Raw genomic sequence first — 17,666 nt, 5'->3', positions numbered from 1 at the left:
AAAAACGTATAAGTCTTTAAAAATCTTTGATTTTTATTCTTTTGAGCACTTTTATTATCTGATCATATCTTTATAAATATCTTTTGCATCTTTTGTGGTTAATTTTAATATTAGTTTAAACATATTGAGTATAAACAATATTCAAATTAAAAGAAGAGGAGGAGGATGAATAATAGAAAACTCTAGTAGTTCAAAAGAAAAAAAGCCAGATTTTCTCTGAAAATTTCAGCAAAACCTGACTCTAAAATTAAACTATATAAAAATATCTTTTGTATCAGTTTTGAAATATCTATTTTAAACTGATTGTTTGATTAAAAACTTTTCCGCTTTGTTCTACACTGATGATGTAGTTATCGGCTGCTTCAGGATTCAGATCAAAAGTAACCTCAAGTTTCCCGTCGGTTGCAGACTTTGTTTTGTTATAATAAACATTCCCTGAAAAATCAGATACAGAGATCTTCGCTGTATTTTTTAAACCGGATAAAAGCATTTTTACTTTATTTCCGTTTACCTGAAACTCAGGTTTGGTAATTTCTGCAACAGGTTTTTTATCAATGATAACCTTATTATCTGCACTTACCTTAATTTTATATTTTTCTATTTTCCAGTCCGATTCTACCAGCAAATAATACACTCCTGCATCAAGATCTTTAAAATTATAAGATTTTATAACGTTCCCGTCTGAATTCAAATCTTCAGAAAACAATTCACCAAACGTATCATTATATACAACTACAGATACGTTTTTTGCATTTGATACTTCAAATTTTACAGTTTCTGCTTCCGTTTTTCCAAATGAAAGAGAAAAGTCCCTGTCCTTACCCATCATACTTGCCGAAATAGATAAGAACCCTATCATTAAAGCTGATCTAAATACTTTTTTCATAATATTTATTTTTTCATTTGTTAATACTGCAAATTTAGAAGACTTAGTTATCGCATTCTACCATACAATTTTCATATTTATGTACTATTTTAACCTTTAAGTTAATTATTTGAATATTAATTGTTAATTTTGTGTATGAAATTATTCCTTTAATATGAAACATTCCCATCCCGCCTTTGAAGCGGTAAAACCTAATATAGGAAGCAGTTTTACCAGTTTAAGATTTCTGAAAAACGAAAATATTAAATCTCATGTTTGGCATTATCATCCTGAAATTGAGCTTATTTTTGTTTGTGGAGGTTCGGGAAAAAGGCAAATTGGGAGTAATATCTCTTATTTTTCAGATGGAGACTTAGTGTTGATGGGAACCAACCTCCCGCATTGCGGAATGACCAATGAAAATACCAATAATGAGTATGAAATGGTAATCCAGTTTAAACCAGATTTCTTAGGTGAAGACATCTGGAGCTTACCCGAAATGCAGAAAATTACCATTCTGCTGGAAAAAGCGAAAGCAGGCATTGTATTCTCTGAAAATATAAAAAAAGAAATAGGATTAAAAATTGTAGACATGCATGAATCCTCTTCTTTGGATAAATTGATGAAATTTCTTAAAATTTTGGAAGAACTCGCTTCAACCAATGAATACAGGATTTTGAATGCCGGTAAATATTATCTTCAGACCCAAGTGGAAGATAATGAGAGAATCAACCATATTTTCAACTTTGTAAAAGATAATTTTAAAGAACAGATTACATTGGAGCAGATTTCTGATCTGGCGAGTATGAGAGTACCTTCTTTTTGCCGCTACTTTAAGAAAATAACCAATAAAACTTTTACACAGTTTGTGAATGAATACAGGATTACCCATTCATTAAAACTCCTCGCAGAACAGCCGTTAAGTATTACGGATGTCTGTTTTGAATCAGGGTTTAATAATTTCAGTTACTTTAATAAAACCTTTAAGGAATACACGGGAAAAAGCCCGTCACAATACAGAAAAGAATTTAACTACCTAATTAATTAATGATTCTCTCTGATAGTTGTATTAAAAAAAATTAAAATTAAAGACCCTATTTGTAATAAAACCTGAACCAGCCTTTAAGATTTTAAAGTCTATATTTGTATAAGGTTTTAGAAATAAGAAGAAGAAAAAAAAGAATTTTATGAAGGATATAAAACTGATTGTAACCGATATGGATGGGACTTTCCTGAATTCAAAATATGAAGTAAGCCCGGATTTTCCAAAGGTATATGAAGAACTGAAAAAAAGGGATATTCTTTTTGTTCCCGCAAGTGGAAGACAGATGTCGGGAATTACCAAATATTTCGGCGAAATTCAGAACGAAATAGGATTCATTGCCGAAAATGGAGGTTATGTAGTCTATAAAAATGAAGAAATCTTTGCGGATAAGCTAAGCCAAAACTCAATTGCCAATATTGTTCGCGCGGTAAGGGCAATTCCTGATGCGAGAGCAGTTTTAAGCGCTAAAGAAAGTTCCTATTACGAAAGCACTGACAAGACATTTGTAGATTATTTTTCCAAATACTATATTCAAAATAAAAAGAGGGAAGACCTTACCCAGGAAGTTGATGACTCAGTTTTTAAAATTGCGGTCTATCACCCTATAAGCTCTGAAGAATTTTTATACCCTGTTTTGAAAAAGTTTGAAGATGAAGACTTGGTAGTAGTCGTTTCCGGAAAAAACTGGCTGGATATTATGAATAAGCATACCAACAAAGGAAATGCGATTGAAAAGCTACAGAAATCTTTAAATATTCTTCCGGAACAGACGATGGCTTTCGGCGACTATCTGAACGATATTGAAATGCTTAAAAACGCCCATTATTCCTACGCTATGGAAAATGCGCATCCTTCGGTAAAAGAAGTGGCTAAGTTTGAAGCCTGTTCCAATGACCGTTTTGGAGTATTGGAAACGATAAAAACGTATCTGAATGGAATTTAAATGTTCAAAAAGATAAAGGAAAAACCGTATCTCATTGAGGTACGGTTTATTTATTTTATACTATAAATTGTTTTCAGAATTAATCCTGCATTACTTCACCAGCTTTTCTGTAAACAAAATTTCCATAGATATGTCTTCTTGCAAAACGGCTTGGAGAATCGGAATTGATCATCTTGATATACGTGTTTTTCGGAACACCCATATATTCGTATGAAACTCCATTCAAATGCTGAACAGTAAGGATCGATTTCTCAAGATAAAAATCCTGAATATTAGATTTGGTAATCGTTTCCGTGTATTCTTCTTTGTATTTTTCCTGAGTTTCCGGATTGATACTTACTAAAAAATGGTAAGCTTCAATCACCGATTTGCTTTTTTCTTCCGCTTCCAGTTGCCCGGCTTCATCATTGACAAATTTATCAGGATGCGTATCTTTCATCGCATTTCTGTAAATGGTTTTCAGCTCTTTTAGAGTTACATTCTGCTCAACTCCTAAAAGTTTTCTGTGCTCGCCAATTTTTTTCATATTTTCTATCCTTATTTTCGGGGTGCAAAATTAAGGAAATTAATTGATAAAATTGTAAGTTTTTGATTATTAATTTGTTTTGTGTTTATTCTTATTGGTTTATTATTCTTTAATAAAATTCCTTCTAATTTTTTAATATATGTTATTATTAAAAAATTGGTTTTGTTCCTAATTCAGGTTTTTTAATTTCGGGTTCATTATAGATTTCTCTTACCAAGTCATTGTAGCTATTTAAAAAATTTTCATCATTTCTTGCATCAATATGAATAAATTGTCTCATAAATGTGGGAATGCTATCTTCTGTTGAACCTGACCTTAAAAGCGGAATTATTTTTTCATTTGAAGTTTGATTTGCATATAGGTCAACATTCATTATAGAATATTCATAACCGACTCCGCCAGTTCTTTTATCAGCTTTTAATTTATAATTAGGTGTGAATATAATTATTATCCTATTTGCTTTATTCAGATTATTTTCTACAAAATGGGGTAAATTTTTTCCTGGAGTTAAATAATATCTGTCTAAAATAACATTTATTCCATCGGTGCATAGTTTATCAGAAAGATCAAGTACCCATTTTTTATGTTCTTCATTATCCCAAGAATAAGAAATAAATATTGTAGGATTTTTATTTTCTTTTTTTTGTTCTAAAGAAGAAGGTATAGTTACAATTTCTCCTCCAATAATATTTTCTATTTGTTGTACCTTATTTGCTTCGAAAGGTTTAAGAATCTCCAAAATTCTTTTGATTATATTATTTCTAGAATTTTCATTTAATCCTAAAAGGATATCATAATAAAATATTTTTCTGCTTGTGCTTTTACCTTCATTATTTCTTTGTTCAATAAATTGAGGATAAGTTGGAAAATATGGTTCAAATTTTCTTACAGTATCAATAAATCGAGGTCCAGAAAAATAAGTTGCAGTATCTTCTGGATGATTTATAATTTCAAATAATCTATTATAAATTTCTATCCAATTCACAGGCAATTTTTCAACTTTCTTTAACTTTAAACCTTCTTCTTTTATTTTTTCGTGTTCGTATTTTGAAATTATATCTTTACAAATCTCTTCTTCTGGAAATTTGATAGCGTAGAGATATGCTTCTTGTACGGATTTTCGTTTCACAATTTCCACTATTAATTGTTTATAATTTTCATCAGAAAGAGTATAAAATTTACCATGATGTAATATATACATTGTCTGTAAGTAGTCAGGGATTTCTATCTTATCGATTTCATATTCCTGAACTTTTTTTAGAAACTCATTTTCAAAGGTCTTTGAAGCAAACGTAAGAAGTGTGTCATTTTTTATGTTTTCCTTTTCTTCATATAATATATCTAATATTTCCTTCCAATTTTCTTTATATAAAAGTTGATATAAGTTTTCTTGGTTAATCATTTTATTGTCTTTAATCAATCTATAAAATTAAATAAAATATTATTGCTTTCATATTTTATAATTAACAAGTTGTAAATAAAAAAGAGCCCCCAAAAGGCTCCCAAAAAATAAATATCAAATAGAGAATTAAAGCGTCTCCAAAGCAAACTCTTTACTCGCCTCCCTCGAAGCTTCCACCATCGCAATCAATGCCTTTTCTGTTTCATCCCAGTGACGGGTTTTCAAACCACAATCAGGATTTACCCAGAGTTGCTGTACAGGAATAACGGCTTGAGCTTTTTTCAGCAATTCCACCATTTCCTCTTTGGATGGAACTCTTGGAGAATGAATATCATAAACTCCCGGTCCGATCTCGTTCGGATATTTGAAATCTGCAAAAGCATTCAACAGTTCCATCTGGCTTCTGGAGCATTCTATCGTAATCACATCGGCATCCATATCAGCGATATTTTGAATAATATCATTAAATTCAGAATAGCACATGTGTGTATGAATCTGTGTCGCATCTTCCACACCGCTTGCTGAGATTCTGAACGCTTCAACGGCCCATTTCAGATAATTCTGCCAGTCGGATGTTCTTAATGGAAGTCCTTCACGAATCGCAGGTTCATCAATCTGGATAATTCTGATCCCTGCTTTTTCCAGGTCATTTACTTCATCGCGAATTGCCCATGCAATCTGTTTGCAGGTTAACGAACGAGGTTGATCATTACGAACAAAAGACCATTGAAGGATCGTTACAGGTCCCGTCAACATTCCTTTTACCCATTTTTTTGTTAAAGACTGAGCATATTCTGACCAGTAAACCGTCATTGGATTCGGTCTGTAAACGTCTCCGAAAATTACAGGAGGTTTCACGCAACGGCTTCCATAACTTTGAACCCATCCGTTTTGAGTAAATACAAATCCGGCCAATTGTTCCCCGAAATATTCAACCATATCGTTTCTTTCGAATTCTCCGTGAACCAGCACATCAATCCCGATTTCTTCCTGCCAACGAATCGTCCTTTCGGTTTCCTGTTTTAACAAACTATCATATTGCTCTGCATTCAATTCCCCTTTTTTGAATTTTGAACGCCAGTTTCTGACCTCTTTTGTCTGCGGAAATGAACCGATAGTGGTTGTGGGAAACAAAGGAAGCTGTAATACGTCCTGCTGAGTTTCTTTTCTTATCGTAAATGGTGAATTTCTCTGCGCATCCTCTTTGGTTGTTACATCCACGCGGTTTTTCACATTTTGATTATGGATTAATGCAGATGTTTTACGGTTTTCAATAGCCTTTTTGTTTTCTGCTAAAATCTGTAACGTATTGTAATCCGGGTTTTCTGAAGCCAATTTTTTTAGATTAACAACCTCATAGACTTTCTGCTTGGCAAAAGCCATCCATTGTTTGATCTCAGAAGATAAAACCTCTTCATTTTTCTCAGAATCAAGATCGAAAGGAGCGTGTAATAACGAACACGACGGAGCGATGAAAACCCTTTCCGAACCGATTTTTTGAACGGCTTTTTTAATGAATTGTAAAGAATGCTGAAAATCATTTTTCCAGATATTTCTGCCATCTACAACACCCAAAGAAAGGCTTAAATGATTAGGAATATTATCTAAAACTTCGTCCAATTGTTCAGGGCAACGAACCAAATCAATATGTAAAACATCGACAGGAAGGGAAGTAGCCAATGAAAGATTATCTTTTAGCCCTTCAAAATAAGTAGCAACAATAAATTTTAGTTTAGGGAACTGTTTTCTGATTTCAGCATAAATAAACTGGTAGGTTTCCTTTGCTTTTTTAGTTAAATCTAAAGCTAAAAAAGGCTCATCAAACTGAATATATTTCGCGCCATGATTTTCAAGTTCCTTTACAATTTGAATATAAACAGGAAGTAAGTTTTGGGCTAAATCTAATTTATCAAAACCTTCTTCTTTTTCTTTTCCTAATAATAAATAAGTAAGCAAACCGATAATTACTGGTTTTGCATTAATTCCTGCCTGTTTTGCACTGAAAAATTCTTTACTGATTTTATTAGAGAATAATTTAAATTCCTGGTTTTTCTGAAACTCTGGAACGATGTAATGGTAATTGGTATCGAACCATTTTGTCATTTCCATTGCGGTAATATCCAAGCCGTCTTTCTGGAAACCTCTTGCCATGGCAAAATAGACATCAAGTTCAGATTTTTTTAAGGCTATTTCCTGGTAACGTTCAGGAATGGCTCCAACCGTCAAAGTCATGTCCAAAACCTGATCGTAATACGAAAAATCATTACAGGGAATAAGATCAATTCCTGCTTCCTGCTGAAGTTTCCAATTACTTTGAGTAATGGTTTTTCCGACTTCTAATAGATCGCTTAATTCGATTTTGCCTGTCCAATATTGCTCGCAGGCTTTTTTGAGTTCTCTGTTGCTACCAATACGCGGATAGCCAAGAAGGTGTGTTTGCATTTTCTTACAACTTTTAAATTAGATAATGATTTTAAAAGTTCTTCTGATGCTTCGTAATGCTGTCGGGGAAAAAGTTTTGTGGAATAGGTAAGATATAGTAAAGACGTTTTTTTCTATAAAAATTGGAAGTTTTTTATTTTTTTTGACGCAAATTTTTTAATTAAACCTTCTTTATAACTTAAGTGAGCAAAGAAGAATCAATTTCATTGATGGTAAGAAGCGAACGTTATATTCATACGCTTCATCAGCGACAAAGTCGCAATTCTTTGCTCCTTAAAAAATAAGAAGTCATCATAAAAAAATCTTTGCGTTTAAAAATTAAAGACTCAAATACGTTTTCCAAATATCATCTTTCTAACCAAAAACTCCAAACCGCGAGAGCATTGTCAATTCGGAATAGGCAGGTTTCCTGACTTGTAACAGTTATTGTCATCCTTCCCGTTTACACAGTGGATATACGTGGACAAAAACCTTAATGTGTTACTTACAGTTGCGCGACAGTTCGTGATTCTCACACGATTCCCTATTAATTTACCTTAAGTAAAACCTTTTCCGTTTGATGAAGTATTTTAAAGAACAAAATAGGATTCAAAAATAGTAATTAAAGTATATTGATTTGATTTAATGATTGAAATAAGAATTTTGTTTTGTTTTATTTGTTTTTGGAAGATTATTATTCTTTAAATTTGAAAATTGAAACCGAAAAAAGAATATTATTCTGTGGAAAGACTAGATGAAAAGGATCTTCAACTGTTGAGAATCCTTCAAAAAAATGCAAAACTGACGGTAAAAGAGCTGGCAAAAGAAGTTAACCTCTCTACTTCACCTGTTTTTGAACGGATGAAAAGACTAGAGCAGGATGGATATATTAAACATTATGCAGCCGTTCTGGAAGCAGAAAAACTGAATCGGGGGTTTACAGTGTTCTGTCAGGTAAAACTGAAAATCCATGACCGTTCTGTGGGGAACCGATTTGTTGAAGACATTTTACAGATTGATGAAGTGGCGGAATGTTATAACATATCCGGAGATTTTGATTTCCTGTTGAAAGTACAGGTAAGAGATATGAAACACTACCAGGATTTTGTTTTTAATAAACTAGGCTCTGTAGATTCTATCGGAAGTACCCATAGTACTTTTGTAATGGCGGAAGTGAAGAATATTCACGGAGTAAGTATCTAAATACGATTTCTATTTTTTAATCAATATGTATATAATTACTCACTTCAATCAAATTCAAATCTGGATCTCTGAAATATACCGATTTTATTTTTCCTAGTGCTCCCGTTCTTTCTACAATTCCTTCTATAATTTCAACATTCTTTTGTTTCAGTTCTTCTACAACTTCATAAACATCTGTACTTGAAATAAAACATAAATCTGCTGAACCGGAAGTCGGATGTTCTGCTTTAGGCTCGAACTCTTTTCCTTTTTGATGAAGGTTGATTTTTTGATTGCCAAAAGTCAGCGCTTTTCTGTTGTCTCCGAAAGTAACGACTTCAAAACCCAAAACCTGAGTGTAAAACTCTACGGTTTTGTCAATATCTGCAACCGTTAATACAAGATGATCTATATTTTTGATTTCCATAATTTCCAGTTAAAACAATCAAATTTCGGAAGAAATTTTAAATTGAGGAAATACTTTTGGTGTTGTTGATCAGGTAAAAGACTCATCATTTGCTAATGCAATAGAACAGAATAAATATTACTCTACAGATAGTGCTGCAAGAAAAGCATCTTCAATTATTTTATTTGCATTCATCTAAAATAGTATATTTGTAAAAACTATAAAGAAACAAAAAAGAATGCTTGTAATAGGAATTGCTGGAGGTACAGGATCCGGCAAAACTACAGTTGTTGATAAGATCATTCAGCAGCTTGACATCGAAGGAATGAATATCCTTTCACAGGATAATTATTATCATGATAATCATAATCTTACATTAGTGGAAAGAGAAGCGTTAAATTATGATCATCCCAAATCCATCGATTTTGATCTGTTGATAAAACATGTGAAAGCTTTAAAAAACAATGAACCGATTGAACAGCCGATCTATAGCTTTGTAACGCATGGAAGAACGGGAGATCATGTAACTGTAGAACCTAAAAATGTATTGGTTGTAGAAGGAATTTTGGTACTTACCAACAAAGAATTACTAAAAGAATTCGATTTAAAAGTATTCGTTCATGCAGACTCCGATGAAAGACTGATCAGGAGGATTAGGAGAGATACTCAGGAAAGAGGAAGAGACTTGAATGAGGTATTGCACCGTTATCAGACAACTTTGAAGCCGATGCATCAGGAATTTATTGAACCTTCAAAAAACGAGGCAGATCTTATTATCCCGAATATGAAGCAAAATTCCGTAGCGATTGATTTTTTAACTACTGTTATTAAAAATTCGTTGAGAAAACATTAAAATGAAAGAAAACAAACTTATTAAAGACATCCAGCCAAAGTCTGAAACTTTTAAGCTTATTCAAAAATATGTTTTGAATAAATATACGCTTACCATTTGCCTGTTTCTGGTATGGATGATTTTCTTTGATAAAACTTCGTTTTTGGTAATTAATGAACTGAATGGTGAAATTAGCAAATACGAAGACCAACTTCAATATTATAAAACCGAATACGAAAAAAATGATACGTTTTATAAAAAATTGATGAACAATAAATCTGAAAAAGAAAAATACGCAAGAGAAAATTATTTTATGAAAAAACCGAATGAAGAGATTTTTATTTTGGTTGTTGACAGCGCAAATGCTAAAAAATAATTTTAAAAAAAAGAATTGCTGATAGTGAATTTTGCTTTGTAAATTGATTTTAAAAATTAGCAAGCAAAGCGGATTTACTCATCACGATTCACAACTCAAAATAGAACTATGTCAAATACAGCCTGGGAAAATTTAGTAAAAAAACAGCTTAAAACAGAAGATATTTATTCCGTTCTTTCCAAAGAAAACTTAGAAGGAATTACAGTGAAGCCTTACTATGATTCGGTACAAAAACCATTGGTAAACCTTCCGAAAATAGAAGAAAGCACTCATTTGGTAGCAAGATATCACGAAAGTCTGGAAGAAGATGTTTTTGCATTTATTTTAGATCAAAATGTAGAAAATTTGGAAGAAAAAACAATTTTCGTTGACAACCTTGATTTGGCAGGACATATAAGTCCAAAAGAAGAAGATCAATACTTTTCTTTGATTGATGTATTTGATGAAAAAGAAGCGACAATCAATGACCAGTTGGTAAAAGAGCTATTGGCAAAAGAGTTTAAAAGAAATATTTGTGTAGATATTTCCCTTCATCAAAATGCAGGAGCTGCGATCTACCAACAGTTAGGTATTGCTTTGGCCAAAACAAAAGAATTGGTTGAAGTTTATGGAGCCGAAATCCTAAATAAACTGATTTTCAGAATCGCTATAGGAGGAAACTATTTCTTTGAAATGGCGAAACTGAGAGCCTTTAAAATGGTTTTCAATCAATTATCTAAAGAATATGGTTTGGATGAAATTCCATATATTTTTGCAGAAACTTCTTTGAGAAATAAAGCGGTTTCGGATAATGAGAACAATTTGATTCGTTCGACTTTAGAATTGGCGTCTGCAATGATTGGTGGAGCTGATGCGGTTTTCAGTAATAATTATTTAGTAGACAGAAGTACAGAAAACTCTGAAGAAATTTCTTTCAAACAGCAGATTGTATTGGCTTATGAAAGTATCATTAATGTTTTTGAAGATGCTTCCAACGGAAGTTATTATGTAGAAGATGTTACGCAGCAAATTGCAGAAAAATCTTGGGCATTATTCGTAGAAATTGAAAAAGCAGGAGGGTATCTTGAGCTTTTAAAGCAAGGAGTTGTTCAAAAGAAGATCTATGATCATGCAATAGAAGAACAAAGATGGGTAGAAGAGGGAAAAATAAAGCTGATTGGAGTGAATTTATATCCGAAATTAGAGGCTAAAAAAATAGCTGAGGAATTATATAACGAAACAAGAATTAAAGCTGTTCGTTGGGCTGAAATGTTTGAATGATGAATGAAAAGCTGATTGATTTATTTGAATATACTTATCATTTCAATAGAGAGATGATAAAAGTTATTGCCGAAAATTTTGAAAAAATTGATGAAAAAACAATCAGTTTAATCAATCATATTTTGAATGCTCAACAAGTATGGAACTCAAGAATTTTAAATGAAAAATCATTTGAAGTTTGGCAAATTCATCCTTTTGATAATTTAGATGAAATCAACCAACAAAATTTTGAAAAAAGTATCGAAATTATTGAAAAATCTGATTTAGATAAAGAAATAGCATATCAAAATTCGCGAGGAAGACAATTTGAGAATACTATTTTTGAAATGCTTTTTCAGGCGATCAATCACTCAACTTATCATAGAGGGCAAATCAATTCTCAATTAAGGCAAAAAGGAATAGATCCGATATTGACGGATTATATTTTTTATAAAAGATAAAACAAAATTATTTGTATTAATCTAGAAAAATCTGTGAATAAAGAAATTCTAAAAGAAGAAATTCAAAAATACATCAATGCAAATCTAAATACGGATTTGCATTCCTTATTATTGAAAAAATCCCCGTTTTCCGAGGTTTCGATACAGGAAATCGTTCAGCAAATCAAAGGAAAGCAAGTGGCGCAGAAAAAGTTTCCGTTTTTATTAAAAGAAGGAATTATTTTTCCTCCACAACTTAATCTGGAACAGGCTTCTTCAGAAAAAACAGCAGTCTACAAATCTGAAATTTTAAAAGGTAAAAAGTTTATTGACCTTACGAGCGGTTTCGGGATTGATGCTTATTATTTATCTGAAAATTTTGATGAAGTTACTCTCGTTGAGCAAAATGCTGAACTTTTAGAAATTGTTAAGAATAATTGGGCTGTTTTAGGAAGAAAAGCAAAATTTATCAATCAGAAATTAGAGGATTTTCTTAATGAAAATGAAGAAAAATATGATGTGATTTATTTAGACCCTGCCCGAAGAGATAACAATAAAAACAAAGTATTCTTATTAGAAGATTTATCACCGAACATCCTTGAAATTCAGGAAAAGCTGCTTTCGATATCTGATGAAGTGGTCATAAAATTGTCTCCGCTTATCGATTTGAAATACCTTGTTTCCGTTTTACAGGACATTTCAAGGATTGATATTATTGCATTGAAAAATGCTGTAAAAGAGGTGGTTGTCTTTTTATCTAATGGAAATTCGGGAGAAATTATCTGTAATTGTGTGAATTTAGAAAGTGGAGAATCTACTTTCACTTATACATTTGGACAGGAAGAAAATGCTCATTCAGAATATGCTGAGCCTGAAAAGTTTCTTTATATTCCTAATAATTCAATTTTAAAAGCTGGGATTTTTAATTTGATTTCGGAAAGGTTCAATTTGAAAAAGCTTCATCCAAATACACATCTTTATACTTCAAATGAAAAAGTAGAAGATTTTCCCGGAAGAATTTTAGAAATTGAAATGGTTGATAATAAACAGATTAAAAAGAAAAGTCAGTTTAATATTATATCTAAGAATTATCCTTTAAAACCAGACGAAATCAAGAAGAAATACGGTTTAAAAGACGGAGGAGATGAGTATCTTATTTTTACACAATCCAAAAAAGGAAAAATAATAGTAAAATCAGTATAAAAATGTTGCCGAAAAATGTAGGATTTCTTAATTTTGGGCAATTAAAAATTTAAATAGGAAATCGTTTGATTTTAAAAATGGTTATAGTAGACCAGAATAATACGATTTCATATGACTTAAAAAAAATAAATCTTACATATGAAAAAATTAGTTATATGTTTAGCCATTGCAACTGTTGCTGTAAGCTGTAAAAAAATTCAGGCGGGTGGTAATAAGAATACTTTAAAGCTTGAAGAAGGCGCTGAAAGATATTCAGATGATCCGCAAGGTGAAGCTCACGGTCATGAAGCTACTGGTGAAAAACATGAGGCTGCAGCTCCAAAAACTGACAGTGCGGCTACTCCTGCAAAACCGGCAGAAGCTCAAGCTCCTAAAGCTGAACACTAATTGGTAGTACAATATAAAGAATGTCTCGCAGAAATGTGAGACATTTTTTTTGAATTAAAATTGATACATATTTAATATTCAAGCTATAATAAACCTGAGCAAAATTATATGTTTTTGTTTGTCTCTGCGGGGCAAATTTTTTACTTTTAACAAAATATTATTTTACAATGCAAGAGACATTAAATTACATCAACGAAAACAAACAACGTTTCGTAGATGAGTTATTTGAGTTATTGAGAATTCCTTCTATTTCTGCAGATCCGGCGTATAAAGATGACGTTTTGAAATGTGCAGATGTAGTGGCGGCACACCTTAAAAATGCGGGAGCAGATAATGTAGAAGTTTGCCAGACGAAAGGATATCCTATCGTTTTTGGTGAAAAATTTCTGAATGAAAATTTGCCAACAGTTTTAGTATACGGACATTATGATGTTCAGCCGGCTGATCCGTTAGAATTATGGACGAAACCACCATTTGAACCTTATATTGAAAAGACTCCACTTCATCCGGAAGGTGCTATCTTCGCAAGAGGTTCTGCGGATGATAAAGGCCAGTTCTTTATGCATTTGAAAGCGTTTGAAGCGATGATGAAAACCAATACACTTCCTTGTAACGTTAAATTTATTTTAGAAGGAGAAGAAGAAGTGGGTTCTGTAAGTCTAGGAGATTTCGTTAATGAAAATAAAGAGAAATTATCTTGCGACTGTATTCTAATTTCTGATACGCATATTTACAGCAACGAACAGCCTACTGTTACAACAGGATTGAGAGGATTGAGCTATGTAGAAGTAGAAATTGAAGGCCCAAACAGGGATCTGCATTCGGGACTTTACGGAGGAGCAGTTCCCAATCCTATTCATGTGCTTTCAAGAATGATCGCGAAGCTAATCGATGATGATGGTCACATTACCATTGACGGATTCTATGATAATGTAGAAACCGTTTCAGATCCTGACAGAGCAGATATGAATAAATTGAAAGACAATCCTGAAGAATTCAAAGAATCTATTGGATTGAGCGGAGTAGAAGGTGAAAAAGGGTATACAACCCTTGAAAGAACATCTATCCGTCCAACTTTAGACTGTAACGGAATTTGGGGCGGTTATACAGGAGAAGGAGCTAAAACGGTAATTCCTTCAAAAGCTTCCGCAAAAATTTCAATGCGTTTGGTTCCTTATCAAACACCGGAAGAGATTACAGAGAAATTCACTAAATATTTTGAAAAAATCGCTCCAGATAATGTAAAAGTAAAAATTACACCTTATCATGGAGGAATGCCTTACGTATTGCCTACAGATACAAAAGAATTCTTAGCTGCAAAACAAGCCATGGAATCTTCATTCGGAAAAGAGGTTCTTCCATACAGAGGAGGTGGAAGTATTCCTATTACAGCAATGTTTGAACAGGTTTTAGGCGCTAAATCTGTACTAATGGGATTTGGTTTAGATTCTGATGCGATCCATTCTCCAAATGAACATTATGGACTATTCAATTTCTATAAAGGAATTGAAAGTATTCCTTTGTTTTTTGAGAATTATTCAAAATAATTACCGGAAATAATAAAATCCTTAAGAGTTTTCTTAAGGATTTTTCATTTTGAGTGGAATTATTTTTTTTTATTGAATATTTTTTTTACTTTTAGCACGTATTTAATTTAAAATGAATATATTATGAAAAAACTTTTACTATTGAGCCTGTCACTTTCTGTATGCTTTACGTTGTCTGCCCAGGTCTTAGAATCGGATAATTATAATTCTTATACACTTGGGAATGTGTCTGCTTCTATGTCTGCAGCCGGACAGGGAGGAATGAATCTTTATAATGGAGCAATCGCTAATTATCAGATTGTTGCAGGTGATGCGACACATGCTAACTATTTGTAAGTTATTGGAGGGTCTGATGGAACAGCTACGTCATCAAGATATGTTTATAATCAGAACTACTGGAAATAATACAATAAAGGGCTCTTTTGAAGTTTATACAGGAACATCTATTAATAAGCATTTTTCTGGTATAACTATTTTGGAGCTAGTGATGGAATCGTTGGAATTGTATACAATTCGCAAACAAAAACGATTGATGTTAGAGCTTATTTGAACATTACTGCAGATCCAACTCAAATGGATTTTATAATATTACAGGTTTAACAACCAATACTTATCCTGCAAGTACTAGGGTGATATTAGGATATAACTATAATAAAACAACAGGAGTAATTACGTATAATATAGCAGGTACTGATCTTACTTTATCTGTGACGGGCGCAACAACAGTGTCTGGATTTGATCCTGCTGAACTTGATGTTCATAGTTCTCCAACTAGAACTTCATCAACATTTGCAAGAAATCTGGATCAGACTAATATGGTCTTGGATCTTGATGGGAAAGAAAGAAAGAAAGAAAGAAAGAAAGAAAGAAAGAAAGAAAGAAAGAAAGAAAGAAAGAAAGAAAGAAAGAAAGAAAGAAAGAAAGAAAGAAAAATGCCAGATTATAAGATTGCTATTTATCCAAACCCAACTTCAGATATTTTAAATATCCAAACAGATGCTAAAATCAATGCCGTTTCTGTGGTAGATCTTACAGGAAGAAAACAGGCTGTAAGATTTGAAAATAACAGAGTGGATGTTAGAAACCTTCCGGCTGGAACATATATACTGAATGTTGAAACAGAAAACGGAATTTCTACTGAGAAATTTGTTAGAAAATAGAAATAAGATGATAAATCTTATCTGTTAAAAACGCTCCGTTTGGGGCGTTTTTATTATTTTTAAGAACTTAAAATTATAAAATATGACAGAAAATAAAGTAGCTTATATAACAGGAGGAACAAAAGGAATAGGTTTTGGAATTTCAAAAATTTTACTGGAAAACGGTATTTCGGTGGCATTTTCAGGAAGAAAAAGAGATGATGTAGAAAAAGCTGAACAAGATTTAAAACAGGTTTCTCAAAATGTTTTAGGAATTGTTTCCGACGTGAGAAGCCTTGAAAGTGAAAATGAAGCTATAAAATATATCAAAGAAAAATTCGGAAGACTGGACTTTGTGATCGCAAATGCAGGATTAGGGATTTTTAAACCCGTAGATCAGCTTTCTGCGGAAGAATGGAATGATATGATCGAAACGAATTTAACAGGTGTTTTCTACACATTAAAAGCCTCTATGGAAGAATTGAAAAAGTCAGAAGGGTATTATATTACCATTTCAAGTTTGGCAGGAGCCAATTTCTTTGAAAACGGAACGGGGTACAATGCTTCAAAATTCGGTGTTGTAGGATTTACACAGGCAGCAATGATTGATCTGAGAAAATATAACATTAAATCGACCGTAATTATGCCCGGATCAGTTGCCACACATTTTAATGGAAATAATCCATCAGAAAAAGACGCATGGAAGATTCAGCCGGAAGATATGGGGAATTTGGTTTTAGATATTTTAAGAATGAATCCGAGAGTTTTACCAAGTAAGATAGAGTTTAGGGCATCTCAACCAGGTAAATAAGTACATCTAATGCGCTGAATAGTAAAATAATAAGTATTATGCATGCATAATATATATTTTATTTATATTAGCAAAAATTAATTCAAACAAAATCTCGGTATAAAAATCCCTAATTTTTTATACAAAAGAGAAACAATAAAATAGTACACATGAAAATATTAGTTTGTATTAGTAGTGTTCCGGATACTACTTCCAAAATTAACTTCACAGCAGACAAATCTGCTTTCGACAAAAACGGAATTCAGTGGGTAATCAATCCGTTGGATGAATTTGGGCTGACAAAAGCGGTTAAACTTCAGGAATCTCAAGGAGCTACTGTAACGGTAATTAACGTAGGAGATGCAGCTACAGAACCTGTAGTAAGAAAAGCTTTGGCAATCGGAGCAAATGATGCGATAAGAGTAAATTTAGACCCTAAAGACAGCTATTCTACAGCAAAAGAAATTGCTGCAGTGGCTCAGAATGGAGGATATGATCTAATCCTTTGCGGTAAAGAATCAATCGACTATAACGGTGGTTCAGTTCCGGGAATGGTGGCTCAGTTGCTAAACCAGCCTTTCGTAAACGCATCTGTAGGTCTTGATGTAAATGGAAACGAAGCTACTGCTGTAAGAGAAATTGAAGGAGGTAAAGAAACTATTTCTGTAAAATTACCTGCTGTAATCGCTGGTCAGAAAGGATTGGTAGATGAAAAAGATTTGATTATTCCAAACATGAGAGGAATTATGTCTGCAAGAACAAAACCTTTGCAGGTCGTTGAGCCAACTTCTTCAGAAGTGAAAGTTCAGGGAGTTTCTTATGACAGTGTTCCGCCAAGAGCTGCTGTAAAATTGGTTTCTCCGGATAATTTGGATGAATTGGTAAGATTACTTCACGAAGAAGCAAAAGTGATCTAATCTTTT

General features: G+C 32.7%; 19 protein-coding genes and 1 riboswitch. Of the genes, 14 read left to right on the top strand and 5 right to left on the bottom strand.

Going from position 1 to position 17,666, the window contains the following annotated elements:
• Positions 1-289: 289 nt before the first annotated feature.
• Positions 290-886, bottom strand: a complete 597-nt coding sequence (locus tag JI747_RS04935; protein ID WP_225686689.1) for a hypothetical protein — start codon at positions 884-886, stop codon at positions 290-292.
• A gap of 154 nt (positions 887-1,040) precedes the next feature.
• Here JI747_RS04935 and JI747_RS04930 point away from each other — a divergent pair, with 154 nt between their 5' ends.
• Together JI747_RS04930 and JI747_RS04925 are read left to right on the top strand one after the other, a co-directional pair.
• Entirely contained in the window at positions 1,041-1,913 is an 873-nt protein-coding gene (locus tag JI747_RS04930; protein WP_225686688.1) for an AraC family transcriptional regulator, read from the top strand.
• Between the two features lie 139 nt (positions 1,914-2,052).
• Positions 2,053-2,853 (top strand): Cof-type HAD-IIB family hydrolase, encoded by an 801-nt coding sequence (locus tag JI747_RS04925; RefSeq protein ID WP_225686687.1) that lies wholly within the window; start codon positions 2,053-2,055, stop codon positions 2,851-2,853.
• A 79-nt stretch (positions 2,854-2,932) separates the two neighbouring features.
• Here JI747_RS04925 and JI747_RS04920 read toward each other — a convergent pair whose 3' ends face one another.
• From JI747_RS04920 to metE, 3 genes are all read right to left on the bottom strand, one after another.
• Positions 2,933-3,379, bottom strand: coding sequence for a KTSC domain-containing protein (locus JI747_RS04920; protein WP_225686686.1), 447 nt, complete (start codon positions 3,377-3,379; stop codon positions 2,933-2,935).
• Between the two features lie 148 nt (positions 3,380-3,527).
• Positions 3,528-4,781 carry a toll/interleukin-1 receptor domain-containing protein gene (locus JI747_RS04915; protein ID WP_225686685.1) on the bottom strand — a complete coding sequence of 418 codons (1,254 nt, stop codon included), beginning with the start codon at positions 4,779-4,781 and terminating at the stop codon, positions 3,528-3,530.
• Between the two features lie 126 nt (positions 4,782-4,907).
• Positions 4,908-7,223 (bottom strand): 5-methyltetrahydropteroyltriglutamate--homocysteine S-methyltransferase, encoded by a 2,316-nt coding sequence (metE, locus tag JI747_RS04910; protein ID WP_225686683.1) that lies wholly within the window; start codon positions 7,221-7,223, stop codon positions 4,908-4,910.
• A gap of 382 nt (positions 7,224-7,605) precedes the next feature.
• A riboswitch (cobalamin riboswitch) is annotated at positions 7,606-7,789 on the bottom strand.
• A 154-nt stretch (positions 7,790-7,943) separates the two neighbouring features.
• On the opposite strand from metE, the gene JI747_RS04905 reads away from it, so the two are divergent.
• On the top strand, positions 7,944-8,405 hold the full coding sequence (locus JI747_RS04905; protein WP_225686797.1) for an Lrp/AsnC family transcriptional regulator: 462 nt from the start codon (positions 7,944-7,946) through the stop codon (positions 8,403-8,405).
• A 16-nt stretch (positions 8,406-8,421) separates the two neighbouring features.
• Here JI747_RS04905 and JI747_RS04900 read toward each other — a convergent pair whose 3' ends face one another.
• Positions 8,422-8,811, bottom strand: coding sequence for a VOC family protein (locus JI747_RS04900; protein WP_225686681.1), 390 nt, complete (start codon positions 8,809-8,811; stop codon positions 8,422-8,424).
• A gap of 217 nt (positions 8,812-9,028) precedes the next feature.
• Between JI747_RS04900 and udk the strand changes: the two genes are divergently transcribed.
• The 11 genes from udk (at position 9,029) to JI747_RS04845 (ending at position 17,660) form a co-directional block, all read left to right on the top strand.
• Positions 9,029-9,643, top strand: coding sequence for a uridine kinase (gene udk / locus JI747_RS04895; protein ID WP_225686679.1), 615 nt, complete (start codon positions 9,029-9,031; stop codon positions 9,641-9,643).
• 1 nt (position 9,644) lies between these two features.
• The gene (locus JI747_RS04890; RefSeq protein ID WP_225686677.1) at positions 9,645-9,998 is read left to right on the top strand and encodes an FtsB family cell division protein; all 354 of its coding nucleotides are present in this window, start codon (positions 9,645-9,647) and stop codon (positions 9,996-9,998) included.
• Positions 9,999-10,106: 108 nt separating this feature from the next.
• Complete coding sequence (locus JI747_RS04885; protein WP_225686675.1) at positions 10,107-11,258, top strand: methylmalonyl-CoA mutase family protein; 1,152 nt, start codon at positions 10,107-10,109, stop codon at positions 11,256-11,258.
• Complete coding sequence (locus JI747_RS04880) at positions 11,255-11,698, top strand: DinB family protein (RefSeq protein ID WP_225686673.1); 444 nt, start codon at positions 11,255-11,257, stop codon at positions 11,696-11,698. The genes JI747_RS04885 and JI747_RS04880 overlap by 4 nt, the downstream gene beginning before the upstream one ends.
• A gap of 33 nt (positions 11,699-11,731) precedes the next feature.
• A complete protein-coding gene (locus JI747_RS04875) occupies positions 11,732-12,880 on the top strand; it encodes a class I SAM-dependent methyltransferase (protein WP_225686672.1) in 1,149 nt (382 codons plus the stop codon).
• A gap of 138 nt (positions 12,881-13,018) precedes the next feature.
• Positions 13,019-13,267 (top strand): hypothetical protein, encoded by a 249-nt coding sequence (locus JI747_RS04870; RefSeq protein ID WP_225686671.1) that lies wholly within the window; start codon positions 13,019-13,021, stop codon positions 13,265-13,267.
• Between the two features lie 167 nt (positions 13,268-13,434).
• A complete protein-coding gene (locus JI747_RS04865; protein WP_225686670.1) occupies positions 13,435-14,814 on the top strand; it encodes a dipeptidase in 1,380 nt (459 codons plus the stop codon).
• A gap of 123 nt (positions 14,815-14,937) precedes the next feature.
• The gene (locus JI747_RS04860) at positions 14,938-15,150 is read left to right on the top strand and encodes a hypothetical protein (RefSeq protein WP_225686669.1); all 213 of its coding nucleotides are present in this window, start codon (positions 14,938-14,940) and stop codon (positions 15,148-15,150) included.
• A 293-nt stretch (positions 15,151-15,443) separates the two neighbouring features.
• Positions 15,444-15,974 (top strand): T9SS type A sorting domain-containing protein, encoded by a 531-nt coding sequence (locus JI747_RS20410; protein ID WP_225686668.1) that lies wholly within the window; start codon positions 15,444-15,446, stop codon positions 15,972-15,974.
• An 82-nt stretch (positions 15,975-16,056) separates the two neighbouring features.
• Complete coding sequence (locus JI747_RS04850) at positions 16,057-16,764, top strand: SDR family oxidoreductase (RefSeq protein ID WP_225686666.1); 708 nt, start codon at positions 16,057-16,059, stop codon at positions 16,762-16,764.
• Between the two features lie 149 nt (positions 16,765-16,913).
• Positions 16,914-17,660, top strand: coding sequence for an electron transfer flavoprotein subunit beta/FixA family protein (locus JI747_RS04845; protein WP_225686664.1), 747 nt, complete (start codon positions 16,914-16,916; stop codon positions 17,658-17,660).
• Positions 17,661-17,666: the final 6 nt, after the last annotated feature.

This window comes from Chryseobacterium tagetis, from assembly GCF_016735585.2.
In the GTDB taxonomy this organism is placed as follows: Bacteria; Bacteroidota; Bacteroidia; order Flavobacteriales; family Weeksellaceae; genus Chryseobacterium; species Chryseobacterium tagetis.
This window is presented reverse-complemented; position numbering and strand designations above follow the sequence as displayed.

Bases quoted from the DNA above. Each gene is read 5' to 3' on its own strand.
- JI747_RS04935 (WP_225686689.1), bottom strand. From the start codon at position 886: ATGAAAAAAGTATTTAGATCAGCTTTAATGATAGGGTTCTTATCTATT.
- JI747_RS04930 (WP_225686688.1), top strand. From the start codon at position 1,041: ATGAAACATTCCCATCCCGCCTTTGAAGCGGTAAAACCTAATATAGGA.
- JI747_RS04925 (WP_225686687.1), top strand. From the start codon at position 2,053: ATGAAGGATATAAAACTGATTGTAACCGATATGGATGGGACTTTCCTG.
- JI747_RS04920 (WP_225686686.1), bottom strand. From the start codon at position 3,379: ATGAAAAAAATTGGCGAGCACAGAAAACTTTTAGGAGTTGAGCAGAAT.
- JI747_RS04915 (WP_225686685.1), bottom strand. From the start codon at position 4,781: ATGATTAACCAAGAAAACTTATATCAACTTTTATATAAAGAAAATTGG.
- metE (WP_225686683.1), bottom strand. From the start codon at position 7,223: ATGCAAACACACCTTCTTGGCTATCCGCGTATTGGTAGCAACAGAGAA.
- JI747_RS04900 (WP_225686681.1), bottom strand. From the start codon at position 8,811: ATGGAAATCAAAAATATAGATCATCTTGTATTAACGGTTGCAGATATT.
- udk (WP_225686679.1), top strand. From the start codon at position 9,029: ATGCTTGTAATAGGAATTGCTGGAGGTACAGGATCCGGCAAAACTACA.
- JI747_RS04890 (WP_225686677.1), top strand. From the start codon at position 9,645: ATGAAAGAAAACAAACTTATTAAAGACATCCAGCCAAAGTCTGAAACT.
- JI747_RS04885 (WP_225686675.1), top strand. From the start codon at position 10,107: ATGTCAAATACAGCCTGGGAAAATTTAGTAAAAAAACAGCTTAAAACA.
- JI747_RS04880 (WP_225686673.1), top strand. From the start codon at position 11,255: ATGATGAATGAAAAGCTGATTGATTTATTTGAATATACTTATCATTTC.
- JI747_RS04870 (WP_225686671.1), top strand. From the start codon at position 13,019: ATGAAAAAATTAGTTATATGTTTAGCCATTGCAACTGTTGCTGTAAGC.
- JI747_RS04865 (WP_225686670.1), top strand. From the start codon at position 13,435: ATGCAAGAGACATTAAATTACATCAACGAAAACAAACAACGTTTCGTA.
- JI747_RS04860 (WP_225686669.1), top strand. From the start codon at position 14,938: ATGAAAAAACTTTTACTATTGAGCCTGTCACTTTCTGTATGCTTTACG.
- JI747_RS04850 (WP_225686666.1), top strand. From the start codon at position 16,057: ATGACAGAAAATAAAGTAGCTTATATAACAGGAGGAACAAAAGGAATA.
- JI747_RS04845 (WP_225686664.1), top strand. From the start codon at position 16,914: ATGAAAATATTAGTTTGTATTAGTAGTGTTCCGGATACTACTTCCAAA.